A 26331-nucleotide genomic window follows, 5' to 3' on the forward strand; every position below is an offset into this window, starting at 1 on the left:
CTGCAGCAGGGCCGATGGTATCCGCCGGCCTTGTCCGGGAGACGGGAGGCCGTCGGGGTGGACGATGTTTCACGTGAAACCTGTTCTGCCGGTAAGGGTGGCGCTGGCCTTCCTGTCCTCGAGCAAGCCGCCTGTCATGGCCAGTGCCGCAGCTCGCGGTACTGCGGCCCCTGCGGCGTTAGTGTGGATTGCATCAGCGACACGCGCCGCAAGACGAACGGTAAGGGGGAGATCTCCTGGGGCGGCAGCCGGTGGCGCGCCCGGCGCAGCAGCGTCACGTGCGGCACGTATGGACGCGTCTCGGTCGGGAACCCGGCCTGTGCCAGTCCTTGCTGCAAGGCGGCCACCAGTTCGCTCAGCACGAGGCATGGCTGAGAACTGCCGGCCCAGACGATGCCGTTGGGCCAGCCGCCGACGCGGTCTATCGTCCACACCTCCCCGGCCAGACGCGGCAGGCTCTCCCCGATCGTCAGGAGCTCGTCCAGCCGCTCGGGAGCGACCTCGCCTAGAAAGGCCAGGGTCAGGTGCAGTCGCTCGGCGGCGACGACATGGCCACGGCTGTGTTTGGCCAATAAGTTGCCATTGGCATGCAATGACACGGAAGTCGACTTGTCCGGTATGATGGCAAAAAAGAGTCTCAAGACCCGATTCCTTTCCCCTAAACTGATCACTCGACGCTTTTCAGGGACGACACAGGTTTCTTCATGTACTCAACGCACTATCTGGGGCGGCAGCCGATTGTCGATGCCAGGGAAAACCTGGTGGGGTATGAATTGTTGTTCCGTTCCAGCCCGGTCAACGCCGCGCATGTCGTCGACGATTTCGCCGCCACCGCCACGGTAATCCGCCATGCCTTCGTCGACCTCGGCGTCGCCGAGGTGCTGGGCGACCGGCTGGGCTACATCAACGTCGACGAACAGCTGTTGATGAGCGACCTCGTCAACGTGCTGCCGCACGACACCGTGGTGCTGGAAATTCTGGAAACGGTCCGGGCGACGCCCGCCCTGCTGGTGCGGCTGGCCGAGCTGCGCCAGCGCGGCTTCCGCATGGCGATGGACGACCTGGTATCGCTGACCAGCGACAAGCGCGCCCTGCTCGATTATGTCGACATCGTCAAGATCGACCTCAGCCAGGTCGAGCTGAGCGCATTGCCGGCGCTGCTGCAAGCGCTGGAAGGTTTCCGCGGTAGCTTGCTGGCGGAAAAGGTCGACAACCCCGAGCAGTTCGAAACCTGTCGCGAGTTCGGCTTCAAATTGTTCCAGGGCTACTTCTTCGCCCATCCCACGGTGATCCACTCGCGCCAAGTCCGGCCCAAGGTGTCGGTACTGCTGCGCTTGCTGGGGTTGATCCTGAGTGACGCCGAAACCGATGCCCTGGAGGAAGCGTTCAAGAGCGCGCCCGATATCGCGCTGATGTTGCTCCGGCTCACCTCCACCGCGGTCATGGCCGACAAGTCGGCGGTCACCTCGATCCGCCAGGCCATCCTGCTCCTGGGACGGGACAAGATCAAACGCTGGACCCTACTCTTGATGTTTGCCACCGCCACGCCCCAAGGCGACAAGGTTCGCCACAATCCCCTGCTCGAACTGGCGGCCATGCGCGGCCGCATCATGGAGCGGCTGGCCCAGAGCCTGCGGCCGGAAGCGCCGCAGTTGGCCGAACAGGCCTTCATGGTCGGCATCCTGTCGCTGGTCGACGCCCTGATGCTGCGCCCCAAGACCGAGCTGATTCCGCAGCTGCCGGTCGATCAGATCATCAAGGACGCCGTACTCGATGGCCGGCACATCCTCGGCGAATGGCTCAAGGTCACCGTGTCGCTGGAAGACGAAAACACGGTACAGCCCGCCGGCTACGATGCCGAACTCCTCACCCGAATCGAAACCGAGTCGCTGGACTGGGTCAAACGCATGTGGGCGTAAGCCGGCCCGGGCCTTTACCCCGCCCGTGCCCACCCTTCCCGTGGACCCGGTCACGCTCCACGTCGGCCGCTTTGCTAAGCCCGCTCCAGCGAGGTCGCCCTTCCCGGTCTGCGTTCCGTGGCCGGGAGTGGGCGGGTGTTCAGATGATGTCGAGGTGGTCGATGCCCTCGAGCAGGTCGCGATCCTTGGCGCCCTCGCCGTACAGCTTGATCTTCAGGCGCAGGTCGTTGACCGAGTCGGCATTGCGTAGCGCATCCTCGTAGCTGATCAGACCACCCTCGTAGAGATCGAACAGCGCCTGGTCGAAGGTTTGCATGCCGCTCTCGCGCGACTTGCCGATCACCTCCTTCATCGAGGCGATCTCGCCCTTGAAGATCAGGTCCGCCATCAGCGGGCTGTTGAGCATCACCTCCACCGCAGCCACCCGGCCGCGCCCGGTGGCGAGCGGAACCAGCCGCTGCGAGATGATGGCGCGCATGTTCAGCGACAGGTCCATCAGCACCTGCTGGTGACGCTCTTCCGGGAAGAAGTTCAGGATGCGGTCGAGCGCCTGGTTGGCGTTGTTGGCGTGCAGGGTGGCGAGGCAGAGGTGGCCGGTTTCGGCGAACTGCAGGCCATAGCCCATGGTCTCGCGGTCGCGGATCTCGCCCATCAGGATCACGTCCGGCGCCTGGCGCAGGGTGTTCTTCAGTGCAATGTCCCAGCTGTCGGTATCGACCCCGACCTCGCGCTGGGTCACGATCGATTTCTTGTGCGGGTGCACGTATTCGATCGGGTCCTCGATGGTGATGATGTGGTCCTGGCTGTGGCTGTTGCGCCAGTCCACCAGTGCGGCCAGCGAGGTGGACTTGCCCGAGCCGGTGCCGCCGACGAAGATCACCAGGCCGCGCTTGATCAAGGCCACGTCCTTCAGCACTTCCGGCAGGCGTAGCTGGTCGAAGGTGGGGATCTCGGTATTGATCTTGCGCAGCACCATGCCGGCCATGCCCTGCTGGATGAAGGCGCTGACGCGGAAGCGGCCGATGCCCGGCGGGCTGATGGCGAAGTTCGCCTCCATCGAGGATTCGAACTCTTCCATCTGGCGGTCGTTCATCACCGAACGCACCAGCTCCTTGGTGTGCTGCGCCGACAGTGGCTGCGGCGACACCGGGATGATCTTGCCGTCGATCTTCATGGCCGGCGGGAAGTCGGCCGAAATGAAGATGTCCGAAGCGTTCTTGCCTACGGCGTGCTTGAGCAGGTCGTGGATGAACTTCGAGGCCTGGTCTCTTTCCATGATCGTTTTCCATCGTTGCCGGCGCTGAACGCCGGTGTCAGGCCTTTCTCACGAGGCGAGTCCCCGGCCGGTTGCGCGGCGCCGGAGTGGCGGAATCTTACGGTAGCGGGAGCACATGAAGATTCCGCGTCGCGGCGCCCATTGTGCCGGGCCAATCGTCGACTCGCTCGGTGGGATGAGCGCGGCACGCGGCCGCTCACCGGGACAAGGGGTTGCCGTCTCGTGAAAGGGGCGCTTAGAACAAATCCTTGTTGCTGGCCTTCAGCCGTGCCTCGGCCGGTGACGCGATGTTGCGGCGTACCAGTTCCTGCAGGCACTGGTCGAGCGTCTGCATGCCGTACTGCTGGCCGGTCTGGATCATCGAGTTGATCTGGGCGATCTTGTTCTCACGGATCAGGTTGCGGATCGCCGCCGTGCCGACCATGATCTCGTGCGCCGCCACCCGTCCGCTGCCGTCTTTGGTCTTCAGCAGGGTCTGCGAGATCACCGCGCGCAGGCTCTCCGACAGCATCGAGCGCACCATCTCCTTCTCGCCGGCCGGGAACACGTCGACGATACGGTCGACGGTCTTGGCGGCTGAGCTGGTGTGCAAGGTGCCGAACACCAGGTGGCCGGTTTCCGCCGCGGTCATGGCGAGGCGGATGGTTTCCAGGTCGCGCATTTCCCCCACCAGGATCACGTCCGGGTCTTCGCGCAGCGCCGAGCGCAAGGCGTTGGCGAAACTGTGGGTCTGCTGCCCCAGTTCGCGCTGGTTGATCATGCAGCGCTTGCTCTGGTGCACGAATTCGATCGGGTCTTCCACGGTCAGGATGTGGGAGAATTCATTATCGTTGATATAGTCGATCATCGCCGCCAGCGTGGTGGACTTGCCGGAGCCGGTCGGTCCGGTCACCAGCACCAGGCCGCGCGGGTAGCTGGCGATCTCCTGGAAGATCTTCGGCGCCGACAGCTCCTCCAGCGTCAGCACCTTGGACGGAATCACCCGGAACACGGCGCCCATGCCGCGGTTCTGCATGAAGGCGTTGACCCGGAAGCGGGCGATGCCGGGCAGCTCGAACGAGAAGTCGCACTCCATCATTTCTTCGAACGCCTTGCGCTGGAAGTCGTTCATGATGTCGTACACCTTGTCGTGCACTTCGTGGTGCTCCAGCGGCGGCAGGTTGATGCGGCGCACGTCGCCGTTGACCCGGATCATCGGCGGCAGGCCGGCCGACAGGTGCAGGTCGGACGCCTTGTTCTTGACGGTGAAGGCCAAGAGCTCGGAAATTTCCATTTATAATTCTCCCCAATTCGATACCGCTACGGCGGGCCGTCAGCGCCAGACCACCGGCATGACCTTTCCTGATTGTAAGCATAAGCGCCGGGACTTGGTATGCTGATGCAGTGGGAGCCGTCCCGACGTGGGGCGGCGGCAGTGTTGCGGTTGTACCAAGGACATCATGACTTCAGCTATTTCATCCTCTCTGGCCGCGGTCCGCCAGCGGCTGGCCGCGGCCGAGGCCGCCGCCGGGCGTGCATCCGGCTCGGTATGCCTGCTGGCGGTCAGCAAGACGTTTCCGGCCGACGCCATCCAGGAGGCGTACGCCGCCGGGCAGCGCGCTTTCGGCGAAAACTACGTGCAGGAGCTGCAAGCCAAGGGCGCTGTGCTGGGCGGGCTGGACATCGAGTGGCACTTCATCGGGCCGCTGCAATCCAACAAGACGCGCCCGGTGGCCGAGCTGGCGCACTGGGTGCATTCGGTGGAGCGTCTGAAAATCGCCGAACGCTTGTCGTCGCAGCGTCCCGCATCCTTGCCGCCGCTCAATGTCTGCCTGCAGGTGAACGTCTCGGGCGAGGAGAGCAAGAGCGGTTGCGAACCGCACGAGGTGCTGGCGCTGGCGCGTGCCGTCGCCGCCCTGCCGCGTCTGACCTTACGCGGCCTGATGTGCATCCCCGAGCCGACCGCCGATCAGGCACGGCTGACGGGCCAGTTTGCGCTGTTGCGCCGGCTGCGCGACGAGATGGCGGCACAAGGCCCGGCGCTCGACACCCTGTCGATGGGGATGTCGGCCGACCTGGAGCTGGCGGTGCGGGAAGGCTCGACGCTGGTACGGGTCGGCACGGCCATTTTCGGCTCCCGGACGTATCCATCATAATGGTTTTGCCAAATTGGCTACGATATACAATCGACAAATAGAGGACTCAGCATGCAGATCACCTTCATCGGCGGCGGCAACATGGCCTCCGCCATCATCAGCGGCCTGGCCAAACAGGGCGGCCACCGCATCAGCGTGGTGGAGCCCAGCGCCGACAAGCGTAACCAGTTGGAACAGGCCTACGGCGTGACCGCGTTGGAACAGCCGCCGCAACACCTGTCAGCCGACGATGTGGTGGTGCTGGCGGTCAAGCCGCAGCAGCTGAAGGACGTGTGCCTGGCCCTGGCCCCGGTGCTGGGCAATGCCCTGGTGGTGTCGATCGCCGCTGGCGTCGGCATTGCGGCGCTGGCGCGCTGGCTCGGTTCCGGGCGCATCGTGCGCGTGATGCCCAATACTCCGGCCATGGTCGGCAAGGGTGTCTCGGGGCTGTTCGCTCCGCTCGGCCTGGCCGAAGGCGATCGCAACAACGCCGCCGCCATCATGGCGGCGGTGGGCAAGGTGTTCTGGCTCGAGAACGAGAGCGGCATCGACGACATCACCGCAGTATCCGGCAGCGGCCCGGCCTACGTGTTCTACTTCATCGAGTCGATGATTGCGGCGGCGCGTGAACTCGGTTTTGACGACGCCACCGCTCGTCAGCTGGTGCTGGGCACCTTTGATGGCGCCGTCGAGCTGGCAAAGCAAAGCGATCTCGACGTGGCCACCCTGCGCGCCAACGTCACCTCCAAGGGCGGCACCACCGAGCGGGCCGTCGCCCGTTTCGAGGCCGACGGCGTCAAGGCGGCGATCCAGGCCGGGATGCAGGATTGCCGGGCGCGTTCGGTGGAGTTGGGCCAGCTACTGAGCCAGGACTGAGATGATCGCCGAGACCCTGCAATTCCTGATCAAGACGCTGGCCGACCTGTTCGTGCTGGTGCTGCTGCTGCGCTTCTACCTGCAGGTGGCGCGCGCGCCGTTCAAGCACCCGCTGTCGCAGTTCGTGATGGCGGTGAGCAATTTCGCGGTGCTGCCGATGCGCAAACTGGTGCCGAGCGTGCACGGCTATGACACGGCCACGCTGCTGCTGGCGCTGCTGGTCGGCCTCTTCAGCAACGTGCTGATGCTGGCGCTCAATCCCCTGCCGTACAGTTTCGCCGCGCCGGAAACCTGGCTAGGGCTGTTGTGCCTGTCGCTGCTGGACGTGTTCCGCCAGTCGCTGTACCTTTTGATGGGGGCGGTCATCGTCCAGGCCATCCTGAGCTGGGTGAATCCGTACAATCCGCTGACACCGATCCTGGACGCGCTGACCCGGCCGTTCCTGCGGCCGTTCCGCCGGGCGGTCATCGGCGGGGTGGATTTGTCGCCGCTGATCCTGTTCCTGATCATCCAGGTGATCCTGATGCTGCCGGTGCGGGCGCTGGAAAGCGTTTTTCTGATGCAACTCAAGGTCGCGTTATAGCTGTTATGGTTTGCTGTCGGGTTGAATCCCGACATTACGGGTGTGTCCTATCCAAATCTTTAAGGAGAGAGGTATGAAAAAGACGCTGCTGGCTGCGGTCATGCTGGGCGTAGTCGCCACGCCGGCCATGGCCAACCTGCAACTTGCCCAGAAATACAATTGTCTGGCCTGTCACTCGGTGGACAAGAAGGTAGTGGGTCCGGCCTACAAGGATGTCGCCAAGAAATATGCTGGTGACAAGGGCGCCGAAGCCAAGCTGATGGCCAAGGTCAAGGCCGGTGGTTCCGGGGTGTGGGGCGCGGTGCCGATGCCGCCGAACCCGCAGGTCAGCGATGCCGACCTGAAAACCCTGGTGAAGTGGGTGCTGTCGCTGAAATAAGCGGCCGGGCTCGGAATTCGCAAAGGGCGGCCTCGGCTGCCCTTTGTCGTGTAATAAGGCTTGTCATTGTGTGCGAATCGCACTATACCGGGGCACATGAGGAGGGATTTTCCCGGCGAGTCGTCTGTCCAATATAGTTGCACAAAGACCATGCCACCGGTAATCTTCAGCGCTTGTCTGCCAACTCTATGCTGGAAGCACTAAATTATGGCCAAGCTGACCGAACAGGATATCCTCAACTGGGAAGGCGAGGATTACATGAACGCCGACCACCTTGAGTTCTTCAAAGAGCGGCTGTTGCAGATGCAGCAGGAGTTGTTGAGCAACGCCAACGCGACGGCGAACCATCTGCAGGAGCAGGAGGCCACTCCCGACCCGGCCGACCGGGCCACGCTCGAGGAGGAATACGCGCTGGAACTGCGTACCCGCGACCGCGAGCGCAAGCTGTTGCAGAAGATTCAGTCGTCCCTGCGCGATATCGAAGACGGTTCCTACGGCTTCTGCGAAGACACCGGCGAGCCGATCGGGCTCAAGCGCCTGATGGCGCGTCCGACCGCCACGCTGTCGGTGGAGGCACAGGAGCGCCGCGAACGCATGAAGCGCCAGTACGCCGACTAATCCGCGGCGAGGGTGAATGAAAAAAGCGTCCCAAAAGGGCGCTTTTTTTGTTTTTTATCCGGGTTGGCGCGGCGCTGCCAAGATGCGGCCGGGTGGGCGCGGGACTTGTCGCAGTGCGCAAAATGCAGGTATTGTGTGATGCAGTCAATACACAGAAAAATGCCCCGAGGCACATCACCATGCAACGACAGACCGACGACGTCCGAATCCGCGAAATCAAGGAACTCCTGCCTCCGATTGCGCACCTCTACGAGCTGCCGATCACCGAAACCGCCTCCGAGCTGATCTACAACACCCGCCGCGAAATCGCCGCGCTGCTGCGTGGCGAGGACGATCGCATGCTGGTGGTGATCGGCCCGTGTTCGATCCACGATCCGGCCATGGCCGAGGAGTACGCCGAACGCCTGATGAAGTTGCGCCACGAGCATGCCCGCGAGCTGATCGTGGTGATGCGCGTGTACTTCGAGAAGCCGCGCACCACGGTGGGCTGGAAGGGGCTGATCAACGATCCGCACCTGGATGAGTCGTACGACATCAACTCCGGTCTGCGCCTGGCGCGTCGTCTGCTGTTGAACCTGAACAACGCGGGCATGCCGGCGGCCACCGAATTCCTCGACATGATCACGCCGCAGTACTTCGCCGACCTGATCTCGTGGGGCGCCATCGGTGCGCGCACCACCGAGTCGCAGGTGCACCGCGAGCTGGCGTCGGGGCTGTCCTGCCCGGTGGGCTTCAAGAACGGTACCGACGGCAACCTGAAGATCGCCGTCGACGCCATCCGTGCCGCGAGCCAGCCGCACCACTTCCTGTCGGTGACCAAGACCGGCCATTCCGCCATCGTCTCCACCGGCGGCAACCCGGATTGCCACGTGATCCTGCGCGGCGGCAAGGAACCGAACTACTCGGCCGAGCACGTGCGCGCCGCCGCGGCCGAGCTGGCCGGCGTCGGCCTGGCGCAGAAGCTGATGGTGGACTTCAGCCACGCCAACAGCCGCAAGGACTACAAGCGCCAGATGGAAGTGGCGCGCGACGTGGCGGGACAACTCGCCGCCGGCGACACCCACATCTTCGGTGTGATGGTGGAAAGCCACTTGGTGGAAGGTCGCCAGGACCTGAAGCCGGGCTGCGAGCTGACCTATGGCCAGAGCATCACCGACGCCTGCATCGGCTGGCAGGATACCGAGGATCTGGTGCAGATCCTGGCCGACGCGGTCAAGGCGCGCCGTGCCAAGGTGGGCGTGCCGGCGGGCAAGTGAGCCCTGCTACGCGGCATGACAAAACCCGGCTCAGGCCGGGTTTTTTGTTTTTCTGGACGAGCGCCCGCTGTGGCGCAGCGGGCTTCGGCCAACCTTGAGGTTCAGTCCCGGCCGTCGAGCAGGTCGCCCAGCCCGCCCAGCACCGAGCCCTGCTCGCTGGAGCGCCCGCCGGCTTTCGGGCTGGCGGCGATCAGCCGGTCGGCCAGGCGCGACAGCGGCAACGATTGCAGCCATACCCTCCCCGGCCCGGTGAGGGTGGCGAGGAACAGCCCCTCGCCGGCGAACAGCGCGCTCTTGAGCTTGCCGACGTACTGGATGTCGAAATCGACCGAGGGCTGGTAGGCCACCACGCAGCCGGTGTCGACGCGCAGCGTCTCGCCCGGCGCCAGCTGGCGTTCGGTCAGGGTGCCGCCGGCGTGCAGGAAGGCATAGCCGTCGCCGTCCAGGCGCTGCATGATGAAGCCTTCGCCGCCGAACAGCCCGGTGCCGATCTTCTTCTGCAAGGCGATGCCGAGGCTGACGCCCTTGGCGGCGGCGAGGAAGCTGTCCTTCTGCGCGTACAGCGTGCCGCCCAGTTCCAGCAGGTGCACCGGCACGATCTTGCCGGGGTAGGAGGCGGCGAAGGCGACGCGTTTCTTGCCCGGCGCCTGGTTGACGAACACCGTGGTGAACAGCGACTCGCCGGTGAGCAGGCGCTTGCCGGCGCCCATCAGTTTGCCGAGCAGACCGCCCTGCGCCGCCGAGCCGTCGCCGAACACGGTGTCCATGCTGATGCCGTCCTCCATGTAGTACATGGTACCGGCCTCGCCGACGGCGGCCTCGCCCGGGTCCAGCTCCACTTCGACGTACTGCATGTCGTCGCCGAAGATCTCGTAATCGATCACGTCCATCGCCATGCGCATTCTCCTGACTGGGGTGGCTGTTCCATCATGCTAGCCCAGCGGGTCCGGCCGCGGCCAGTGCCGCCAGCGCGTCGGGGGTGTTGAGGTTGGGCAGGGCCTGGTCGAACGGCACGATGCGGTGTTCGAGCGTGGCGAGCCAGCCGCGGATGGAGCGGCCGCCGCCGACGAGGTAGGTTTCGAGCGCCCCCTGCAGCCCGGGACGCAGCGCCAGCAAGGTGGGATGCCAGTGTTCCGGATCGCTTGCCGAGGCGGCGGCGAGGCCGCCCTCCAGCGCCTCCAGCAGCCGTGACGCCAGCTCGGCCGGCAGCCGCACCGCGTCGCAGGGCAGCATCAGCAGGGTGTCGTGCGGGGCGGCGGCAAGACCCGCCAGCAGGCCGGCGAGCGGACCGGGGTAGTCCGGCAGCGTGTCCGGCAGTACCGGGTGGCCGAAGGCGCGGTAGATGTCTAGGTGGCGGTTGGCGGAGATCAGGATGCGCGCCGGGGGAGTCTGCGCCGCCAGCGCGGCCAAGGTATGGGCGATCAGGGGTTGGCCGAACAGCTCGAGCAGCCCCTTGTCCTGGCCGCCCATGCGCGTGGCGCGCCCGCCGGCCAGGATCAGCGCGCTGTAGCTCATTGCCAGCGTCCGGCGGCGCCCTCGTCGCTGGACTTGGCCTCGACCCAGCGGCTGTGGCCGTCGGCGTCGATTTCCTTTTTCCAGAACGGTGCCTGCGTCTTCAGGAAGTCCATCAGGAATTCGCAGGCGGCGAACGCGGCGGCACGGTGCGCGCTGGCGGTGACCACCAGCACGATCGGTTCGCCCAGCGCCATCCGGCCGACGCGATGGTGGATCAGCGCGGCGGAGAGCGGCCAGCGCGCACGCGCCTCGGCGACGATGGCGGCGAGCGACTTCTCGGTCATACCGGGATAGTGTTCCAGTTCCAGCGCGGCGACGTTGTCGCCATCGCCATGGCGGCGCACCACGCCGACGAAGCTGACCACGGCGCCGACGCCGGGATCGGCCGACAGCCGGGCGATTTCCTGGCCGGCGTCGAAGGTGGCGGCGTCGACGCGGATGGTGAAGGCGTCCATGTCAGCCTCCGGTGACCGGCGGGAAGATCGCCACTTCGTCGCCGGCGGCGAGTCCGCTATCCACGGTCGCCAGCTCCTGGTTGAGCGCGACGCGGAACACGCGGCCTTCGGCCAACTCGTCGGCCCAGGCGCCGCCGCGCGCGCGCAGCTCGGCGAGCAGCGCGCCGACGCTGGCGGCATCGCTCTCCAGGGTTTCGTGATCACGGCCGAAGGCGTCCTTCAGTCGCGCAAAATACAACAGCTTCAGTTTCATCTATTTCGACTCCGGGTCGGCATCCGGCTTGCCGCGCCCGGCCAGCATCACCCACAGGTGAAAGGCCAGCCCGGCCAGTGGTACCAGCGCCATGATGACGACGAAAACCCATTCCAGGGGAGATAGCAGTTCGCTCATGGTGCCAGTGTACGCAAGCCGGCGGCCCAGGCCAATGCGCCGGGTGGCAGAGGGCCGGCTGGCCGAAAGTAGTAGAAGTGGTATCTGGAATACATGTTCTTTACAATAGCGGGATGACTACCTTCGCCCCCACCCTCCCCTTGTCCGCCACCCTGCGTCGCCGCCTCGGCCGCTGGTGGCCCGAACCCCTGGTCATCAGCCGGCGCGAGCAGCTGGCGGTGGCCGTGGCCGCGCTGGCGGCCATCGCCTTGACCGCGCTGATCACCCACCTGACCGTCGGCGACGCGCCGTGGCTGGTGGCGTCGATGGGCGCCGCCGCGGTGCTGCTGTTCGCCTTGCCGAGCAGCCCGCTGGCGCAGCCCTGGCCGCTGGTCGGCGGCCATGTGCTGTCGGCCGCCATCGGCGTCGTCTGCGCGCGCTGGGTGCCGAATCCCTGGCTCGCCGCCGGGATGGCGGTCGGGCTCGCCATCTTTGCGATGATCTCGCTGCGCTGCCTGCACCCGCCGGGCGGCGCGATCGCGCTCAACGCCGTGATCGGCGGCCCGGCGATCCACGCCATGGGCTTCGGCTTCGTGCTGTGGCCGGTACTGCTCAACGCGCTCGCCATGCTGGCGCTGGCGCTGCTGCTCAATAACCGCGTGCTGCGCCGCCCGTACCCGCGCCCGCTGCCGCAACCCAACCGCCACCTGATCAGCGATCCCAAGCCGCTGGAACGCATGGGCATCCGCGACGAGGACGTCGAAGCCGCGCTGGCCGGTTTCAACCACCTGCTCGACATCAGCCGCAGCGACCTGGAACAGGTGATGACCCTGGCCGAGATGCACTCCTACCGGCGCCGGCTCGGCGACATCCGCTGCCGCGACATCATGTCGCGCGACCTGATCAGCCTGCGCCCGGACGCCAGCCTGCAGGAGGCGTGGCGCCTGCTGCGCCGGCACAAGGTGCGCGCGCTGCCGGTGCTCGGCGAGTTTGGCCAGGTGCTGGGCATGGTGTCGCTGGTGGACTTCCTCAAGCGCCTGGACGGCACGCCGCAGGGCCTGCGCGAGCGCGTGGCGAAGCTGTTGGGCGGGCGCGGTGCCGACAACCGCGTGGCGGCGATCATGAGCACGCCGGTGGTGAGCGTGCGCGAGACGCTGCACCTGGTCGAGCTGGTGCCGCTGTTCGCCGACCGCGGCCTGCACCACGTGCCGGTGGTGGGGGCGGACGGCACGCTCACCGGCATGATCAGCCAGTCCGATCTGATCGCCGCCTTGTACCAGGGCAAGCTGGCCGCCTGAGGCGACGTGGCCGCGGGGTGTGGCGACATCCGCCGCCGCACCCGCCCATCGCTACGGATCCCCGCCGGCGGCTGCCCTCTGCCTGCGGCCGGTGGCTTGTGCTTATAATGCAAGCATAACCATATCAGGGAGAGGGCCATGCAGGGCAGCATTCTCAGGGGACCGCGCCTGGTCGCGTTGTTTCTCGCCGGTTGCCTGCTGTTCAACTACCCCGTGTTGGCGCTGTTCGATCGCCCGGCCGAGCTGTTCGGCCTGCCCCTGCTGTTCGTCTACCTGTTCGCCGCCTGGTTCGGCCTGATCGCGCTGATGGCGTGGATCATCGAGCGTCGGCGCGACTGAGGCGGAACCGACCTTGATCCCGGCCCCCTCCTCGCCGTCGTCGCCCTGCTCTACCTGGGGCTGCTGTTCGCGGTCGCCTGGTGGGCGGACCGGCGGGCCGACCAGCAGCGCTCGGTGATCGCCAACCCCACCGTGTACGCCCTGTCGATGGCGGTGTATTGCACCACCTGGACCTTCTACGGCAGCGTCGGCCGCGCCGCCGGCTCAGGGGTCGGCTTCCTTCCGATCTACCTCGGCCCCACCCTGGTGATGGCGCTGGGCTGGTTCCTGCTGTTGAAGATGATCCGCAGTGCCAAGGCCAACCGCATCACCTCCATCGCCGACTTCATCGCCTCGCGCTACGGCAAGAGCCAGCTGCTCGGCGGGCTGGTGACGGTGATCGCGGTGGTCGGCGTGGTGCCCTACATCGCGCTGCAGCTCAAGGCGGTCTCCGGCAGTTTCGACATCCTGCTGCATTATCCGCAGGCGCTGCTGCCGCGGCAGGCGCCGGCCGCCCCCTTCTTTGCCGATACCACGCTCTACATCGCGCTCATCCTGGCCGTCTTCACCATCCTGTTCGGCACGCGCCATCTCGACGCCACCGAGCGCCACGAGGGCATGGTGGCGGCGGTGGCGCTGGAATCGGTGGTCAAGCTGGTGGCCTTCAGCGCGGTCGGCGTGTTCGTCACCTACGGCCTCCACGACGGCTTCGGCGACATTTTTCAGCGCAGCCAGGCAGTGGAACAACTGCACCTGCTGACCGCGTCGCTGGCGACGAGCCAGGGCTACGCCACCTGGTTCTCGCTGACCCTGCTGGCGGCGCTGGCGATGCTGTTCCTGCCGCGCCAGTTCCAGGTGGCGGTGGTGGAAAATGTCAACGAGGCGCATCTGAAGCGTGCCATCTGGCTGTTTCCGCTTTACCTGTTGCTGATCAACATCTTCGTGCTGCCGATCACGCTCGGTGGCTTGCTGCGCTTTGCCGGGCAAGGGGTCGACGCCGATACCTTCGTGCTGACGCTGCCGGTGGCCGAGCAGCAGGGAACGCTGGCCTTGCTGGTGTTCATCGGCGGGCTGTCGGCCGCCACCGGCATGGTCATCGTCGAGACCATCGCCCTCTCCACCATGGTCTGCAATGACCTGGTGATGCCGCTGTTGCTGCGCTGGAAAGGGCTGGCGCTGGACACCTCGCGTGACCTTTCCGGTCTGCTGCTGGCGATCCGGCGCGGCGCGATCGTCGCCATCCTGCTGCTCGGCTATCTCTATTTCCGCCTTGCCGGCGAGGCCTATGCGCTGGTTGGCATCGGCCTGATCAGCTTTGCCGCCGTCGCCCAGTTTGCCCCGGCGATGATCGGCGGCATGTACTGGCGCGGCGGCACGCGGGACGGGGCGCTGGCCGGCTTGAGCGCCGGTTTCCTGGTCTGGGGCTACACGCTGCTGCTGCCGTCGTTCGCCAAGTCCGGCTGGCTGCCGGCGGGCTTCCTCGCCGACGGGCCGTTCGCCATCGCCTTGCTCAAGCCGCAGCAACTGTTCGGCCTCGCCGGGCTGGACGAGATTTCGCACTGCCTGTTCTGGAGTTTCTGCGCCAATATCGGCGCCTACGTCGTGGTCTCGCTGCGGCGCCCGCCGAGCGCCGTCGAGGCGAGTCAGGCGCGGCTGTTCGTCGACGCCCTGAAGCACACCCGCCCGGTCGGGGTGGCGCTGTGGCGCGGGCGCGCCGAGAGCGGTGCCCTGGTCACGCTGGTTGGGCGCTTTCTCGGCCCTGAGCGAGCGCGCACCGCGTTCGCCGAATACGCCCGGCGGCGTGGCGTGGCGGATATCGCCGCCTTGGAGGCCGATGCCGACCTGGTGCATTTCGCCGAGTCGCAGCTGGCCGGCGCCATCGGCAGCGCCTCGGCCCGGGTGATGGTGGCGTCGGTGGCGCAGGAAGAGCCGCTGTCGCTGGCCGAAGTGATGGACATCCTCGACGAGGCCTCGCAACTGCGCCGTTACAGCCGCGAGCTGGAGCGCAAGTCGCAGCAACTGGCGGCGACGACGCGCGAACTCACCGCCGCCAACGCGCGCCTGCAGGAACTCGACCGGCTCAAGGACGATTTCATGTCGTCGGTGACGCACGAGCTGCGTACGCCGCTGACCTCGATCCGCGCCCTGTCCGAAATCCTGCGCGACGACCCCGACATCCCGCCGCCGGAGCGCCAGCACTTCCATGCCATCATCGTTGGCGAGACCGAGCGCCTGACGCGGCTGGTGAACCAGACCCTCGATCTGGCCAAGATCGAATCGGGCAACGCCGAGTGGCACACCACCGAAATCGACCTCAAGCAACTGGTGGCGCAGTCGGCCGAAGCGACCGGGCAGCTGTTCCGCGACAAGGAGGTGACGTTGTCGCTCGAGCTGCCGGACCGCGTGCCACCGCTCCTGGCCGATCGCGACCGGCTGATCCAGGTGATGCTCAACCTGCTGTCGAACGCCGCCAAGTTCGTCGGCCGCGGCGGCAGGGTGACGGTGCGTCTCGCCGAAACCCCGGAGGGGCTGCGCGTGGACGTCGCCGACAACGGCAAGGGCATCGCGCCGGAGGAGCAGCAACTGATCTTCGAGCGCTTCCGCCAGGGCGGCGGCGGCATGACCGACAAGCCCGCCGGCACTGGCCTCGGCCTGCCGATCAGCCGCCACATCATCGAGCACTTCGGCGGCCGGCTGTGGGTGGAGAGCGTCCCGGGGGCCGGCGCGACCTTTTCCTTCGTGCTGCCGCGTGCGGCTGTGGGACAATGACATGACATACGCAGCGTTCAGACTGCGACAGGAGACCGGGCATGAGCAAGACACTGTTGATAGCCGACGACGAACCCAACATCGTGATTTCCGTCGAGTACCTGATGAAGCGCGAGGGGTTCGAGGTGCTGGTGGCGGGCGACGGCGAGGAAGCGCTGGCGAAGATCCGGCAGCATCGGCCGGACATCGTGCTGCTTGACGTGATGATGCCCAAGATGAACGGTTTCGACGTGTGCCAGGCGGTGCGCGCCGATCCGGCGCTGGCCGGGGTGCGCATCCTGATGCTGACCGCCAAGGGGCGCGACACCGAGGTGGCCAAGGGCCTGGCGCTGGGGGCCGACGTCTACATGACCAAGCCGTTCTCGACCCGCGAGCTGGTGGAGAAGGTACGCCAGCTGGTCGGTCAATGAGCTGCCGGAGGCCGAACCGATGACGCCGTCGCGCAAACTGGGGCTGGCTGCCGGCACCGTCTGTCTCGTCCTCGTCGCGGCACTGGCGGCCACGGCGTGGCTGGCCTGGCACGCCGCCCGCGGCACCGGGCTCGCCCTCAACGACCTGGTGACGGCGCTGCTGATCCTCGCCCTGCTGTTGTGCGGCAGCGCGGTGGCGGCATTGCGCGACGCGGTGGCGCGCTACGTGCGGGCGCCGCTGCGCCTGGCCGAGCAGGTTGCCACCGTGGTGGCCGACGCGTCGCGCCGGGTGAAGACCGACGGCGGCAGCGAGTTGCACGGCCTGGTCCTGGCGATCAACGAGCTGGCGGCGGCGCGCGCGGCGCTGCAGCGCGACGTGGCGGAACAGGTACGCACCGCGCAACGCTCGCTCGAGGCCGAGAAGAACCGCCTCGCGGCGCTGATGGCGGAGCTGCACCAGAGCGTGGTGGTGTGCAACCTCGACGGCCGCATCCTGCTCTACAACCAGCACGCGCGCAGCGAGGTCGGCGACGAGTTGCTGGGTTTGGGGCGCTCGATCTACGCCATTTTCGATCATGGCCTGATCGCCTACGCGCTGGAGAGCGTGGGCCAGCGCCTCGGGCGCGAGAGTGCGCCGGCGGCGGAGTTCGTTGCCGCCACCGCGGCCGGCCGGTTGCTGCGCGTGCACCTGGCGCCGGTGCTGGGCGGCGACGTCCAGGAGGCGGCCACGGCCGCGCCGACGATCGCCGGCTTCGTGCTGATCCTCGACGACATCACCGCCAGCTTCGCCGAGGAGTCGCGGCGCGACACCGTGATCCAGGCCTTTACCGAAGGCGTGCGTGGGCCGCTGGGCAGCCTGCGTGCCGCCGCCGAAATGTTGTCGGACTACGGCGACATGGGCGAAGACGAGCGGCGCCGTTTCCTCGGGGTGATCCGTGACGAGGCGCAGCAGCTGTCGCAGCGCCTGGAGCATGCCGCCAGCGACTACGGCGACGCCCTCAAGGCGCGCTGGCCGCTGGAGGTGGTGCGCGGCGTGGACGTGGTGACGGCCGCGCTGCAGCGGGTCACGGCGCAGACCGGCGTGCCGTGCAAGGCCGAGGAGCTCGACGACGCGCTGTGGATCAAGGTCGACAGTTTCTCGCTGTTGCAGGCGCTGAGCTACCTCACCGGCCGCCTGCACGACGAGTACGGCGTGCGCGAGGTGCGCCTGGCGCTGTCGCGCGCCGAACACCACGCCCAGCTCGACCTGATCTGGAGCGGCACCGCCATGAACACCGAGACCGCGATGTCCTGGGAGCTCGACGCCATGCGGGGGGCCGGAACCAGCGCGCCGTCGGTGCGCGAGGTGGTCGAGCGCTGCAACGGCGAGATGTGGTTCGAGCGCCAGCGCGCCGCGCACCGCGCCCTGTTCCGGCTGCTGCTGCCGCTGGTCGAGCCGCGCCGCGAGCGTCACGAAGAGACGCGCTTCCTGCGCGGCGGCAGCCGGCCGGAATTCTACGACTTCGACCTGTTCCGCTGGTCGGAGGGCGGCCACGCCCTCGACGAGCGCCTGCTGTCGGAGCTGTCCTACACCGTGTTCGATACCGAGACCACCGGACTGGAGCCCGCCGCCGGCGACGAGATCATCCAGATCGGCGCCACCCGCATCGTCAACCGTCGCTTGCTGCAGCACGAGGGCTTCGAGCAGTTGATCGATCCGCGGCGGCCGCTGCCGGAGGACTCGGTGAAGATCCACGGCATCACCCCCGAGATGCTGGCGGGCCAGCCGCCCCTCGACACCGTGCTGCCGGCGTTCCGCGCCTACTGCGCCGACACCGTGCTGGTGGCGCACAACGCCGCCTTCGACATGCGCTTCCTGCAGCTGAAGGAGGCGTCGACCGGGGTGCGTTTCGACCAGCCGGTGCTCGACACGCTGCTGCTGTCGGCGGTGCTGCACCCGAACCAGGAGTCGCACCGCCTGGAGGCGATCGCCGAGCGGCTGGGGGTGAGCATCATCGGGCGCCACACCGCGATGGGCGACGCCATCGTCACCGGCGAGGTGTTCCTGAAGATGATCCCGTTGCTGGCGGAAAAGGGCATCCGCACGCTACGCGAGGCGCGCGAGGCGTCGGAGCGGACCTACTACGCGCGCATCCGCTACTGAGCGGGGATAAAAAACACCGCCGGGCTGTTCAGCCGCGGCGGTGTGATTGGACGGGTCGTGCGCTTGGCGCTGGTGAAAGAAATCGCCGCGAGCGCCCCCAGGCCGGTTCGAGAAGCACAGCCGTACAAGTGGTACGGCGAGAATCGCAGGGCCGGTATGGGGCCGCGCAGCCGATTTATTTCCCAGCGGCTTACTTGACGATCTGCGCCAGCTCGCCCTTCAGGTACTTGTTGGCCATGGTGTCCAGGCTCACCGGCTTGATCTTGCTGGCCATGCCGGCGGCGCCGAAGGCTTCGTAGCGGGCGATCACGATGTCGCGCATGGCGATGGTGCTGGCCGCCAGGTATTTGCGCGGGTCGAACTCTTTCGGGTTCTGCGCCAGGAAGCGGCGGATGGCGCCGGTCGAGGCCAGGCGCAGGTCGGTGTCGATGTTGACCTTGCGCACGCCGTGCTTGATGCCTTCCACGATCTCTTCCACCGGCACGCCGTAGGTTTCGCCCAGCTCGCCGCCGAATTCGTTGATGATCGCCAGCCATTCCTGCGGCACGCTGGAAGAACCGTGCATCACCAGGTGGGTGTTGGGGATGCGGGCGTGGATTTCCTTGATGCGGTCGATGCGCAGCACGTCGCCGGTGGGCTTCTTGCTGAACTTGTAGGCGCCGTGGCTGGTGCCGATGGCGATGGCCAGCGCGTCCACGCCGGTGTCCTTGACGAACTGGGCGGCTTCTTCCGGGTCGGTCAGCAGCTGCGAGTGGTCCAGCACGCCTTCGGCGCCGACACCGTCTTCCTCGCCGGCCATGCCGGTTTCCAGGCTGCCCAGGCAGCCGATCTCGCCTTCCACCGAGACGCCGCAGGCGTGGGCGAAGTTCACCACGGTGCGGGTGACGTCGACGTTGTAGGCGTAGTCGGCCGGGGTCTTGCCGTCGCTCTTCAGCGAGCCGTCCATCATCACCGAGGAGAAGCCGAGCTGGATCGAGCGCTGGCATACGTCCGGGCTGGTGCCGTGGTCCTGGTGCATCACCACCGGGATGTGCGGGAATTCTTCCACCGCGGCCAGGATCAGGTGGCGCAGGAACGGCGCGCCGGCGTACTTGCGGGCACCAGCCGACGCCTGCACGATCACCGGGGCGTCAACCTTGTCGGCGGCTTCCATGATGGCGCGCATCTGTTCCAGGTTGTTGACGTTGAAGGCCGGCAGGCCGTAGCTGAATTCGGCTGCATGGTCCAGCAGCTGACGCATCGAAACGAGTGCCATGGTAATTCTCCAGAATAAGGCAAGGTGCCGTCATCGCGACGGCACCGGTATCAAATCAAAAGGTTGGCCGAAGCCGGTGCCAAACGGCGTTCAGTGCCGGCTGACACCGGACAGCGCCACGCCCGCCGCCATGAACGAGCCGCCGGCGAAGCGGTTCATCCAGGAGAGCCGCAGCGGGCTGTTGAGCCAGTTCCTGAGGCGCGAGCCGCCGGCGGCGTAGGCCAGCTGCCAGCTGCTCTCGATCACGTAGAAGGTGCCGGCCAGCGCCATCAGCTGCGGGCCTTGCGGCGCGCTGGCGTCCATGAACTGCGGGAACAGCGCGGTGAAGAACACGAAGGCCTTGGGGTTGCTCATCGCCACCAGGAAGCCGGTGCGAAAACGCTGCCAGGCGCTGCCTTCGGCGCGCTTGCCGCTATCCGGCCCCTGCCCCAGCGGCTGCGGCGCGGCGCGCCAGGTCTTGATGCCGAGCCAGATCAGGTAGGCCGCGCCGGCGTACTTGACCAGCGAGAACAGCAGTTCGGACGCCGCCAGGATCGCCCCCAGGCCGGCCGCCGAGCCCGCCATGATCAGCCCCAGCGCGCTCAGCAATCCGGCCAGCGTGGGCAGGGTGCGGCGCACGCCGTAGCGGATGCCGTGCGACAGCGCCAGCAGCATGTTGGGCCCCGGCGTGGCCGAGACGAAGAACACGGTGACGAGGAACAGCAGCCAGGTATTGAGCGACATGGGTTTGACTCCGTTTGGGGTGGCGGACCTTATAGGGTCCGCCAGCTTCGCTGTAGTGTCCAGCCTACTTGGCAGGCTGTTGCGGCGCCGCCACCTGTCCAAGACAGGTTCTGTGGTCGTTTTACCGCGCGCGCTGCTGCAGGATCGCCACCGCCGGCAGTTCCTTGCCCTCGAGGAATTCGAGGAAGGCGCCGCCGCCGGTCGAAATGTAGCTGATCTTGTCGGTCACGCCGAACTTGGCGATGGCCGACAGGGTGTCGCCGCCGCCGGCGATCGAGAACGCGTCGGATTCGGCGATCGCCTCGGCCAGCGTACGCGTGCCATGGCTGAACTGCTCGAACTCGAACACGCCGACCGGGCCGTTCCACACCACGGTGCCGGCCTGGGCGACGATGTCGGCCAGGGCCTTGGCCGAATCCGGGCCGATGTCGAGGATCATGTCGTTCTTGGTGACCTCGTCGACCAGCTTCAGCGTGTCCTCGGCGTTCTCGGCGAACTCGCTGGCGCACACCACGTCGGTGGGCAGCGGCACGTCGCCGCCGTGGGCGCGGATCTTGGCGATGACCTTCTTGGCCTCGGCCACCAATTCCGGTTCGGCCAGGGACTTGCCGATGCCGTGGCCTTCGGCCAGCAGGAAGGTGTTGGCGATGCCGCCGCCGACGATGAGCCGGTCGACCTTGTCGGCCAGCGCCTCGAGGATGGTCAGCTTGGTCGACACCTTGGAGCCGGCGACGATCGCCACCAGCGGGCGTGCCGGGGCTTCCAGCGCCAGCGCCAGCGCCTCCAGCTCGGCGGTCAGCAGGATGCCGGCACAGGCCAGCGGGGCGTACTTGGCGACGGCGTGGGTCGAGGCCTCGGCGCGGTGCGCGGTGCCGAAGGCGTCGTTGACGAACACGTCGCACAGGGCGGCGTAGGCGCGGCCCAGCTCGTCGTTGTTCTTCTTCTCGCCCTTGTTGAGGCGCACGTTTTCCAGCATCACCACTTCACCCGGGTGCACCACCAGCGGCTGTTCTTGCCAGCTGTTGTTGACCGGCACGCTCAGGCCCAGCAGTTCGGACAGGCGTTCGGCCACCGGCTCCAGGCTGTCTTCCGGCTTCGGCTCGCCTTCGGTGGGGCGGCCGAGGTGGGTCATCAGGATCACCCCGGCACCGGCCTTCAGGGCGTGCAGGATGGATGGCAGGCTGGCGCGGATGCGGGTGTCGTCGCCGATGGTGCCGTGCTTGAGCGGCACGTTCATGTCGACGCGGATCAGCACGCGCTTACCGGCGAGGTCTTGTTCGGTCAGTTTGAGAAATTGCATGGCTCTATCCGTACGGACGCCGCGCCGCAGCACGTTGGCCGAAGGCGCGGCGTAGGGCGATCAAAGGCTTACTTGGCGGCGAACAGCGCGCGGGCGGTGCGCAGCATCTGCTGGCAGAAGCCCCACTCGTTGTCGTACCAGGCCAGCACTTTCACCATGTTGCCGTTGGAGACCTTGGTCAGCGTGGCGTCGAACACCGAGCCTTCGGTGCTGTGGTTGAAGTCGGACGAGACCAGCGGCAGGGTGTTGTAGCCCAGGATGCCCTTCATCGGGCCTTCGGCGGCAGCCTTGAGGATGGCGTTCACTTCTTCCACCGAGGTGGCGCGGCCGGCTTCGAAGGTCAGGTCGACCAGCGACACGTTGATGGTCGGCACGCGCACCGCGAAACCGTCCAGCTTGCCTTTCAGCTGCGGCAGTACCAGGCCCACCGCCTTGGCGGCGCCGGTCTTGGTCGGGATCATGTTCTCGGTGGCGGAACGGGCGCGGCGCAGGTCCTTGTGGCGCACGTCGGTCAGCACTTGGTCGTTGGTGAAGGCGTGGATGGTGGTCATCAGGCCCTTGACGATGCCGAGCTCGTCGTTCAGCGCCTTGGCCACCGGGGCCAGACAGTTGGTGGTGCAGGAGGCGTTGGAGACCACGGTCATGTCGGCGGTCAGCACGTCGTGGTTGACGCCGTAGACGATGGTGGCGTCGACGTCGTCACCGCCCGGCGCGGAGATCAGCACCTTCTTGGCGCCGGCGTCCAGGTGCAGCTGGCACTTTTCCTTGCTGGTGAAGGCGCCGGTGCATTCCAGCACCAGGTCCACGTTCAGCGCCTTCCACGGCAGTTCGGCCGGGTTGCGGGTGGAGAAGAACGGGATCACGTCGCCGTTGACGATCAGGTTCTTCTCGTCGTGGCTCACCTCGGCGGCGAAGCGGCCGTGTACGGTGTCGAACTTGGTCAGGTGGGCGTTGGTGGCCAGGTCACCCGAGGCGTTGACGGCGACGATCTCGAAATCGCCGCGCAGATTGTATTCGTAGATCGAGCGCAGGGCCTGGCGGCCGATACGGCCATAGCCGTTGATCGCGATGCGAATGGTCATATTGGTTCTCTCCCGGATTTTAACAAGAAGTCTTTGTGTTGCTTGTCGGCCATCCCGTCATGGCGGGATGGCCTTGATTGTATTTATTCAGGATCAGATGACGGCCAGCGTCTGGGCCACCACGTTGTCGACGGTGAAGCCGAATTCCTTGAACAGCACGGAGGCCGGGGCGGATTCGCCGAAGTGGTCGATGCCGACCACGGCGCCTTCCAGGCCCACGTACTTGCGCCAGAAGTCGCTCACGCCGGCCTCGATCGCCACGCGCGGCACGCCGGCCGGCAGCACGCTGGCCTGGTAGGCCTTGTCCTGCTTGTCGAACACGTTGGTCGACGGCATCGACACCACGCGCACCGCCACGCCCTGTTCGGCCAGCGCGGCCTGGGCCTTGAGCGCGAGTTCCACTTCGGAGCCGGTGGCGATCAGCACCGCCTTCAGCTCGCCAGCCGCTTCGCGCAGCACGTAGCCGCCCTTCGCGATGTCGGCGATCTGCTGGGCGTCGCGCGTCACGAACGGCAGGTTCTGGCGGCTCAGGATCAGGTTGCTCGGGGTGGTCTTCTGTTCGATGGCGTGCGCCCAGGCCACGGCGGCCTCGGTGGTGTCGCACGGACGCCAGGTGTTCATGTTGGGGATGTAGCGCAGCGTGGCGACCTGCTCCACCGGCTGGTGGGTCGGGCCGTCTTCGCCCAGGCCGATCGAGTCGTGGGTGAACACGAAGATCGGGTTGATCTTCATCAGCGCGGCCATGCGTAGCGCGTTGCGGGCGTATTCGCTGAACATCAGGAAGGTGCCGCCGTACGGGCGCAGGCCGCCGTGCAGCGTCATGCCGTTCATGATCGCGGCCATGCCGAACTCGCGCACGCCGTAGCTGATGTAGTTGCCGTTGCCCTGGGCGTCGATCCACTTCGAGCCGGACCAGTTGGTCAGGTTGGAACCGGTCAGGTCGGCCGAACCGCCGACGAATTCCGGCAGCAGCGGCGAGAACGTCTCGAGCGCGATCTGGCTCGCCTTGCGCGTGGCCACGGTCTGGGCGGCGTCGTTGATCTTGGCGATGGCGGCGGCCTTGGCGTCTTCCCAGCCCTGCGGCAGCTCGCCCTGCATGCGGCGTTCGAATTCGGCGGCGAGTTCCGGGTAGGCCGCGCGGTAGCGCGCGAACAGGCCGTTCCACTCGTTTTCGCGCGCCGCGCCGGCGTCGCGCGCGCCCCAGGCGGTGTAGATCTCGGCCGGAATCTCGAACGGGGCGTGCGGCCAGTTGAGGTGTTCGCGCGCGGCGGCGATCTCGGCCGCGCCCAGCGGCGCGCCGTGCACATCGTGGCCGCCCTGCTTGTTCGGGGCGCCCTTGCCGATGGCGGTCTTGCAGCAGATCAGGGTCGGGCGGTCGGCCGTTTTCCTGGCGGTCTGGATCGCGGTCTGGATTTCCTCGGCGTCGTGGCCGTCGACGTTGCGGATCACCTGCCAGCCGTAGGCTTCGAAGCGCGCCGGGGTGTCGTCGGTGAACCAACCTTCGACATCGCCGTCAATGGAGATGCCGTTGTCGTCCCAGAATGCCACCAGCTTGCCCAGGCCCCAGGTGCCGGCCAGCGAGCAGGCCTCGTGCGAGATGCCTTCCATCAGGCAGCCGTCACCGAGGAACGCCCAGGTGGTGTGATCGACCACCGGGAAGCCTTCGCGGTTGAACTCGGCGGCCAGCATCTTCTCGGCCAGCGCCATGCCGACGGCATTGGTGATACCCTGACCCAGCGGGCCGGTGGTGGTCTCGATGCCGGGGGCGTAGCCGTATTCCGGGTGGCCCGGGGTCTTGGAGTGCAGCTGGCGGAAGTGTTTGAGGTCCTCGATCGACAGGTCGTAACCGGTCAGGTGCAGCAGGCTGTACAGCAACATCGAGCCGTGGCCGTTGGAGAGCACGAAGCGGTCGCGGTTGGACCAGTGCGGGTTGGCCGGATTGTGCTTCAGGTGATCGCGCCACAGGACTTCGGCGATGTCAGCCATGCCCATCGGGGCGCCGGGGTGACCGGATTTGGCCTGTTCCACCGCGTCCATGGCGAGAAAGCGGATGGCGTTGGCAAGCTCGGTACGGGAGACCATTCGGGAGAAACCTCGAAACTGTAGTGGGTCAACTACGGAAACCGGCCCGGGCCGCTGCCGTAACAGTGGCCGAAGCGGCGGAACCGTCGCTAAATCATGAAATTATCGCTGATTTGACCCCCGGGCGGCAACCGGCTGCCGCCAGTTCGGGGCGGCGGCGATCAACCTTGTCATATTGTTGGGGCTATGATGGAAGCTGAGCCCCGAGGATCGGAGTTTATGAGCGATTTTTTTACCTCTCCGCCGGGGACCATCACCCCGACGTCGCCGCCGCAACCGCGCCGGTGGGCGCGGCGCATGGCTGGCGCTGGATCGTCGAGTCTTTCCTGATCGTGCGCGACCAGCCATTGACCTGGGCGCTGTTCGCACTGGCCTATTTCGGGCTGCATCTTCTGGTCAGCTCGCTGCCGATGATCGGCGGCCTGCTGGCGTTCCTGCTGGGGCCGTTGTTCGCCGGCGGCTTCGTGCTGGCGGCGGCGCGTGCCGAGCACCATGACGAACTGGGGGTGGCCGACCTGTTCGGCGGTTTCCGCCGCGCCGGCCAGGCCCTGTTCGGCGTCGGCCTGCTCTATCTGGCGCTGTTGCTGGCGGCCCTGCTCGGGTTCGGGGTGCTGTTGCGCTTGCTGGGGGGGACGGTGCCGACGCCCGAGATGATGAGCGCGCCGGGCCACGTCGGAACCATGATGGCGAGCATGCTGCTGGGGGGCGTGATCGTGTTCGTGGTCAATCTGGCCTACTGGTTCGCGCCGGCGCTGGTGGTGCAGAACGGTCTGGCGGCGTGGCCGGCCCTCAAGCTCAGCATCCGCGCCGGCCTCGCCAACTGGCCGGCGGTGCTGACCTGCGGGCTGATGCTGACCGTGTTGTTCGTGCTGGCGGCGCTGCCCTTGTTCCTTGGCCTGCTGCTGTGGTTTCCGGTGGTTTATGTCACCGGCTACACGGCGTGGAAGGATGTGTTCGGCCAACCTTGAGAACCTATCCACATTAGGCGGCTGCGCCTTTGCATCTTGAGCGCAGGCAATGCTCGGAATTTATGTACATTCCGGTTCCTGTGCGTTGGCGGCACTCAACCTGCTTTGGCTCGCTCGCCTACTGTGGCAGGCCGGCGTGGATTGCGGGTTTACTCGTCGAGCGGGCGGCGCATGTCGACGTGCAGGATGCCGCCGTCGTCGTACGGCTCGGACACGCGCTCGAAGCCGAAGTGGGCGTAGAAGTCCTGGGCGTAGGCCTGCGCCGACAGCATCATCGGCGCGCCGGGAAACAGCCGCGCGGTGCGCAGCACCGCTTCGGCCATCAGTTGGCGACCGATGCCGCTGCCGCGCCAGTCCGGTTCCACCACCACCCGGCCGATGGCGGCGGCATCCGGGTATTTCTGTTCCGGCGCGATCAGACGGGCGTAGGCCACCAGGCGGCCTTGGCCGTCGCGGCCGGTCAGGTGCCAGCAATCGAGGTCGGTGCCGTCGATATCCTCGTAGATCGAGCGCTGCTCGACCACAAACACCCGCCCGCGCAGCTGCAGCATTTCGTACAGGGTAAGCAGAGTGAAGCCGTCGAAGCGGTGGCATTGCCACTGGATGAAGCTGGCCATAGTAC

27 protein-coding genes are annotated in these 26331 nt (G+C 66.6%); 13 read left to right on the forward strand and 14 right to left on the reverse strand.

Annotated features, from left to right (window positions below; all coding sequences use genetic code 11):
- Positions 1–134: 134 nt before the first annotated feature.
- Positions 135–641 (reverse strand): RNA 2',3'-cyclic phosphodiesterase, encoded by a 507-nt coding sequence (gene thpR / locus ABKF58_RS05840; RefSeq protein ID WP_482583781.1) that lies wholly within the window; start codon positions 639–641, stop codon positions 135–137.
- 63 nt (positions 642–704) lie between these two features.
- Between thpR and ABKF58_RS05845 the strand changes: the two genes are divergently transcribed.
- Positions 705–1919, forward strand: a complete 1215-nt coding sequence (locus ABKF58_RS05845; RefSeq protein WP_294866963.1) for an EAL and HDOD domain-containing protein — start codon at positions 705–707, stop codon at positions 1917–1919.
- Between the two features lie 139 nt (positions 1920–2058).
- On the opposite strand, the gene ABKF58_RS05850 is transcribed toward ABKF58_RS05845, so the two are convergent.
- Both ABKF58_RS05850 and ABKF58_RS05855 read right to left on the reverse strand, forming a co-directional pair.
- Positions 2059–3195, reverse strand: a complete 1137-nt coding sequence (locus ABKF58_RS05850) for a PilT/PilU family type 4a pilus ATPase (protein ID WP_008955373.1) — start codon at positions 3193–3195, stop codon at positions 2059–2061.
- Positions 3196–3430: 235 nt separating this feature from the next.
- Positions 3431–4468: a type IV pilus twitching motility protein PilT gene (locus ABKF58_RS05855; RefSeq protein ID WP_014088767.1), complete on the reverse strand. Its 1038-nt coding sequence runs from the start codon at positions 4466–4468 to the stop codon at positions 3431–3433.
- Between the two features lie 166 nt (positions 4469–4634).
- Between ABKF58_RS05855 and ABKF58_RS05860 the strand changes: the two genes are divergently transcribed.
- The 6 genes from ABKF58_RS05860 to aroG all read left to right on the forward strand — a co-directional run bounded on the left by ABKF58_RS05860 (position 4635) and on the right by aroG (position 9021).
- Positions 4635–5330 (forward strand): YggS family pyridoxal phosphate-dependent enzyme, encoded by a 696-nt coding sequence (locus ABKF58_RS05860; RefSeq protein WP_482583782.1) that lies wholly within the window; start codon positions 4635–4637, stop codon positions 5328–5330.
- A gap of 51 nt (positions 5331–5381) precedes the next feature.
- The gene (proC, locus tag ABKF58_RS05865; protein WP_482583783.1) at positions 5382–6185 is read left to right on the forward strand and encodes a pyrroline-5-carboxylate reductase; all 804 of its coding nucleotides are present in this window, start codon (positions 5382–5384) and stop codon (positions 6183–6185) included.
- 1 nt (position 6186) lies between these two features.
- Complete coding sequence (locus ABKF58_RS05870; RefSeq protein WP_008955369.1) at positions 6187–6768, forward strand: YggT family protein; 582 nt, start codon at positions 6187–6189, stop codon at positions 6766–6768.
- Between the two features lie 73 nt (positions 6769–6841).
- Complete coding sequence (locus tag ABKF58_RS05875) at positions 6842–7147, forward strand: c-type cytochrome (RefSeq protein WP_008955368.1); 306 nt, start codon at positions 6842–6844, stop codon at positions 7145–7147.
- Between the two features lie 207 nt (positions 7148–7354).
- Positions 7355–7765 carry an RNA polymerase-binding protein DksA gene (dksA, locus tag ABKF58_RS05880; protein ID WP_008955367.1) on the forward strand — a complete coding sequence of 137 codons (411 nt, stop codon included), beginning with the start codon at positions 7355–7357 and terminating at the stop codon, positions 7763–7765.
- Positions 7766–7944: 179 nt separating this feature from the next.
- A complete protein-coding gene (gene aroG / locus ABKF58_RS05885; protein ID WP_085276645.1) occupies positions 7945–9021 on the forward strand; it encodes a 3-deoxy-7-phosphoheptulonate synthase AroG in 1077 nt (358 codons plus the stop codon).
- A 101-nt stretch (positions 9022–9122) separates the two neighbouring features.
- Here the strand turns inward: aroG and ABKF58_RS05890 are convergent, their stop codons facing one another.
- The 5 genes from ABKF58_RS05890 to ABKF58_RS05910 are packed head-to-tail and all read right to left on the reverse strand — an operon-like array spanning position 9123 to position 11382.
- Positions 9123–9917 carry a TIGR00266 family protein gene (locus ABKF58_RS05890; protein ID WP_008955365.1) on the reverse strand — a complete coding sequence of 265 codons (795 nt, stop codon included), beginning with the start codon at positions 9915–9917 and terminating at the stop codon, positions 9123–9125.
- Between the two features lie 31 nt (positions 9918–9948).
- Positions 9949–10536: a molybdenum cofactor guanylyltransferase MobA gene (gene mobA / locus ABKF58_RS05895; protein ID WP_482583785.1), complete on the reverse strand. Its 588-nt coding sequence runs from the start codon at positions 10534–10536 to the stop codon at positions 9949–9951.
- Complete coding sequence (gene moaE, locus ABKF58_RS05900) at positions 10533–10991, reverse strand: molybdopterin synthase catalytic subunit MoaE (protein ID WP_008955363.1); 459 nt, start codon at positions 10989–10991, stop codon at positions 10533–10535. Before moaE ends, mobA begins: the two co-directional genes overlap by 4 nt.
- Position 10992: 1 nt before the next feature.
- A complete protein-coding gene (locus ABKF58_RS05905; protein ID WP_482583786.1) occupies positions 10993–11244 on the reverse strand; it encodes a MoaD/ThiS family protein in 252 nt (83 codons plus the stop codon).
- Entirely contained in the window at positions 11245–11382 is a 138-nt protein-coding gene (locus ABKF58_RS05910; protein WP_008955361.1) for a hypothetical protein, read from the reverse strand.
- A gap of 113 nt (positions 11383–11495) precedes the next feature.
- On the opposite strand from ABKF58_RS05910, the gene ABKF58_RS05915 reads away from it, so the two are divergent.
- From ABKF58_RS05915 to ABKF58_RS05935, 5 genes are all read left to right on the forward strand, one after another.
- Positions 11496–12659: an HPP family protein gene (locus tag ABKF58_RS05915; RefSeq protein WP_008955360.1), complete on the forward strand. Its 1164-nt coding sequence runs from the start codon at positions 11496–11498 to the stop codon at positions 12657–12659.
- A gap of 138 nt (positions 12660–12797) precedes the next feature.
- Complete coding sequence (locus ABKF58_RS05920) at positions 12798–12998, forward strand: hypothetical protein (protein WP_008955359.1); 201 nt, start codon at positions 12798–12800, stop codon at positions 12996–12998.
- Positions 12999–13112: 114 nt separating this feature from the next.
- On the forward strand, positions 13113–15746 hold the full coding sequence (locus ABKF58_RS05925; protein ID WP_482583789.1) for an ATP-binding protein: 2634 nt from the start codon (positions 13113–13115) through the stop codon (positions 15744–15746).
- A 41-nt stretch (positions 15747–15787) separates the two neighbouring features.
- Complete coding sequence (locus ABKF58_RS05930; RefSeq protein WP_008955357.1) at positions 15788–16156, forward strand: response regulator transcription factor; 369 nt, start codon at positions 15788–15790, stop codon at positions 16154–16156.
- A 19-nt stretch (positions 16157–16175) separates the two neighbouring features.
- On the forward strand, positions 16176–18299 hold the full coding sequence (locus ABKF58_RS05935; RefSeq protein ID WP_482583791.1) for a 3'-5' exonuclease: 2124 nt from the start codon (positions 16176–16178) through the stop codon (positions 18297–18299).
- A 190-nt stretch (positions 18300–18489) separates the two neighbouring features.
- Here ABKF58_RS05935 and fba read toward each other — a convergent pair whose 3' ends face one another.
- The 5 genes from fba to tkt all read right to left on the reverse strand — a co-directional run bounded on the left by fba (position 18490) and on the right by tkt (position 24741).
- On the reverse strand, positions 18490–19554 hold the full coding sequence (gene fba, locus ABKF58_RS05940; protein ID WP_014088755.1) for a class II fructose-bisphosphate aldolase: 1065 nt from the start codon (positions 19552–19554) through the stop codon (positions 18490–18492).
- Between the two features lie 90 nt (positions 19555–19644).
- Entirely contained in the window at positions 19645–20277 is a 633-nt protein-coding gene (locus ABKF58_RS05945) for a LysE family translocator (protein WP_008955354.1), read from the reverse strand.
- 121 nt (positions 20278–20398) lie between these two features.
- Complete coding sequence (locus ABKF58_RS05950; RefSeq protein WP_482583793.1) at positions 20399–21577, reverse strand: phosphoglycerate kinase; 1179 nt, start codon at positions 21575–21577, stop codon at positions 20399–20401.
- A 68-nt stretch (positions 21578–21645) separates the two neighbouring features.
- Positions 21646–22659, reverse strand: coding sequence for a type I glyceraldehyde-3-phosphate dehydrogenase (gap, locus tag ABKF58_RS05955; RefSeq protein WP_014088752.1), 1014 nt, complete (start codon positions 22657–22659; stop codon positions 21646–21648).
- 93 nt (positions 22660–22752) lie between these two features.
- Positions 22753–24741 carry a transketolase gene (gene tkt / locus ABKF58_RS05960; protein ID WP_482583795.1) on the reverse strand — a complete coding sequence of 663 codons (1989 nt, stop codon included), beginning with the start codon at positions 24739–24741 and terminating at the stop codon, positions 22753–22755.
- Positions 24742–25025: 284 nt separating this feature from the next.
- Here tkt and ABKF58_RS05965 point away from each other — a divergent pair, with 284 nt between their 5' ends.
- A complete protein-coding gene (locus ABKF58_RS05965; RefSeq protein WP_482583797.1) occupies positions 25026–25709 on the forward strand; it encodes a BPSS1780 family membrane protein in 684 nt (227 codons plus the stop codon).
- A gap of 149 nt (positions 25710–25858) precedes the next feature.
- On the opposite strand, the gene ABKF58_RS05970 is transcribed toward ABKF58_RS05965, so the two are convergent.
- A complete protein-coding gene (locus ABKF58_RS05970) occupies positions 25859–26326 on the reverse strand; it encodes a GNAT family N-acetyltransferase (protein WP_008955349.1) in 468 nt (155 codons plus the stop codon).
- Positions 26327–26331 lie beyond the last annotated feature (5 nt).

It is taken from the genome of Pseudogulbenkiania sp. AW2-16, assembly GCF_056824575.1.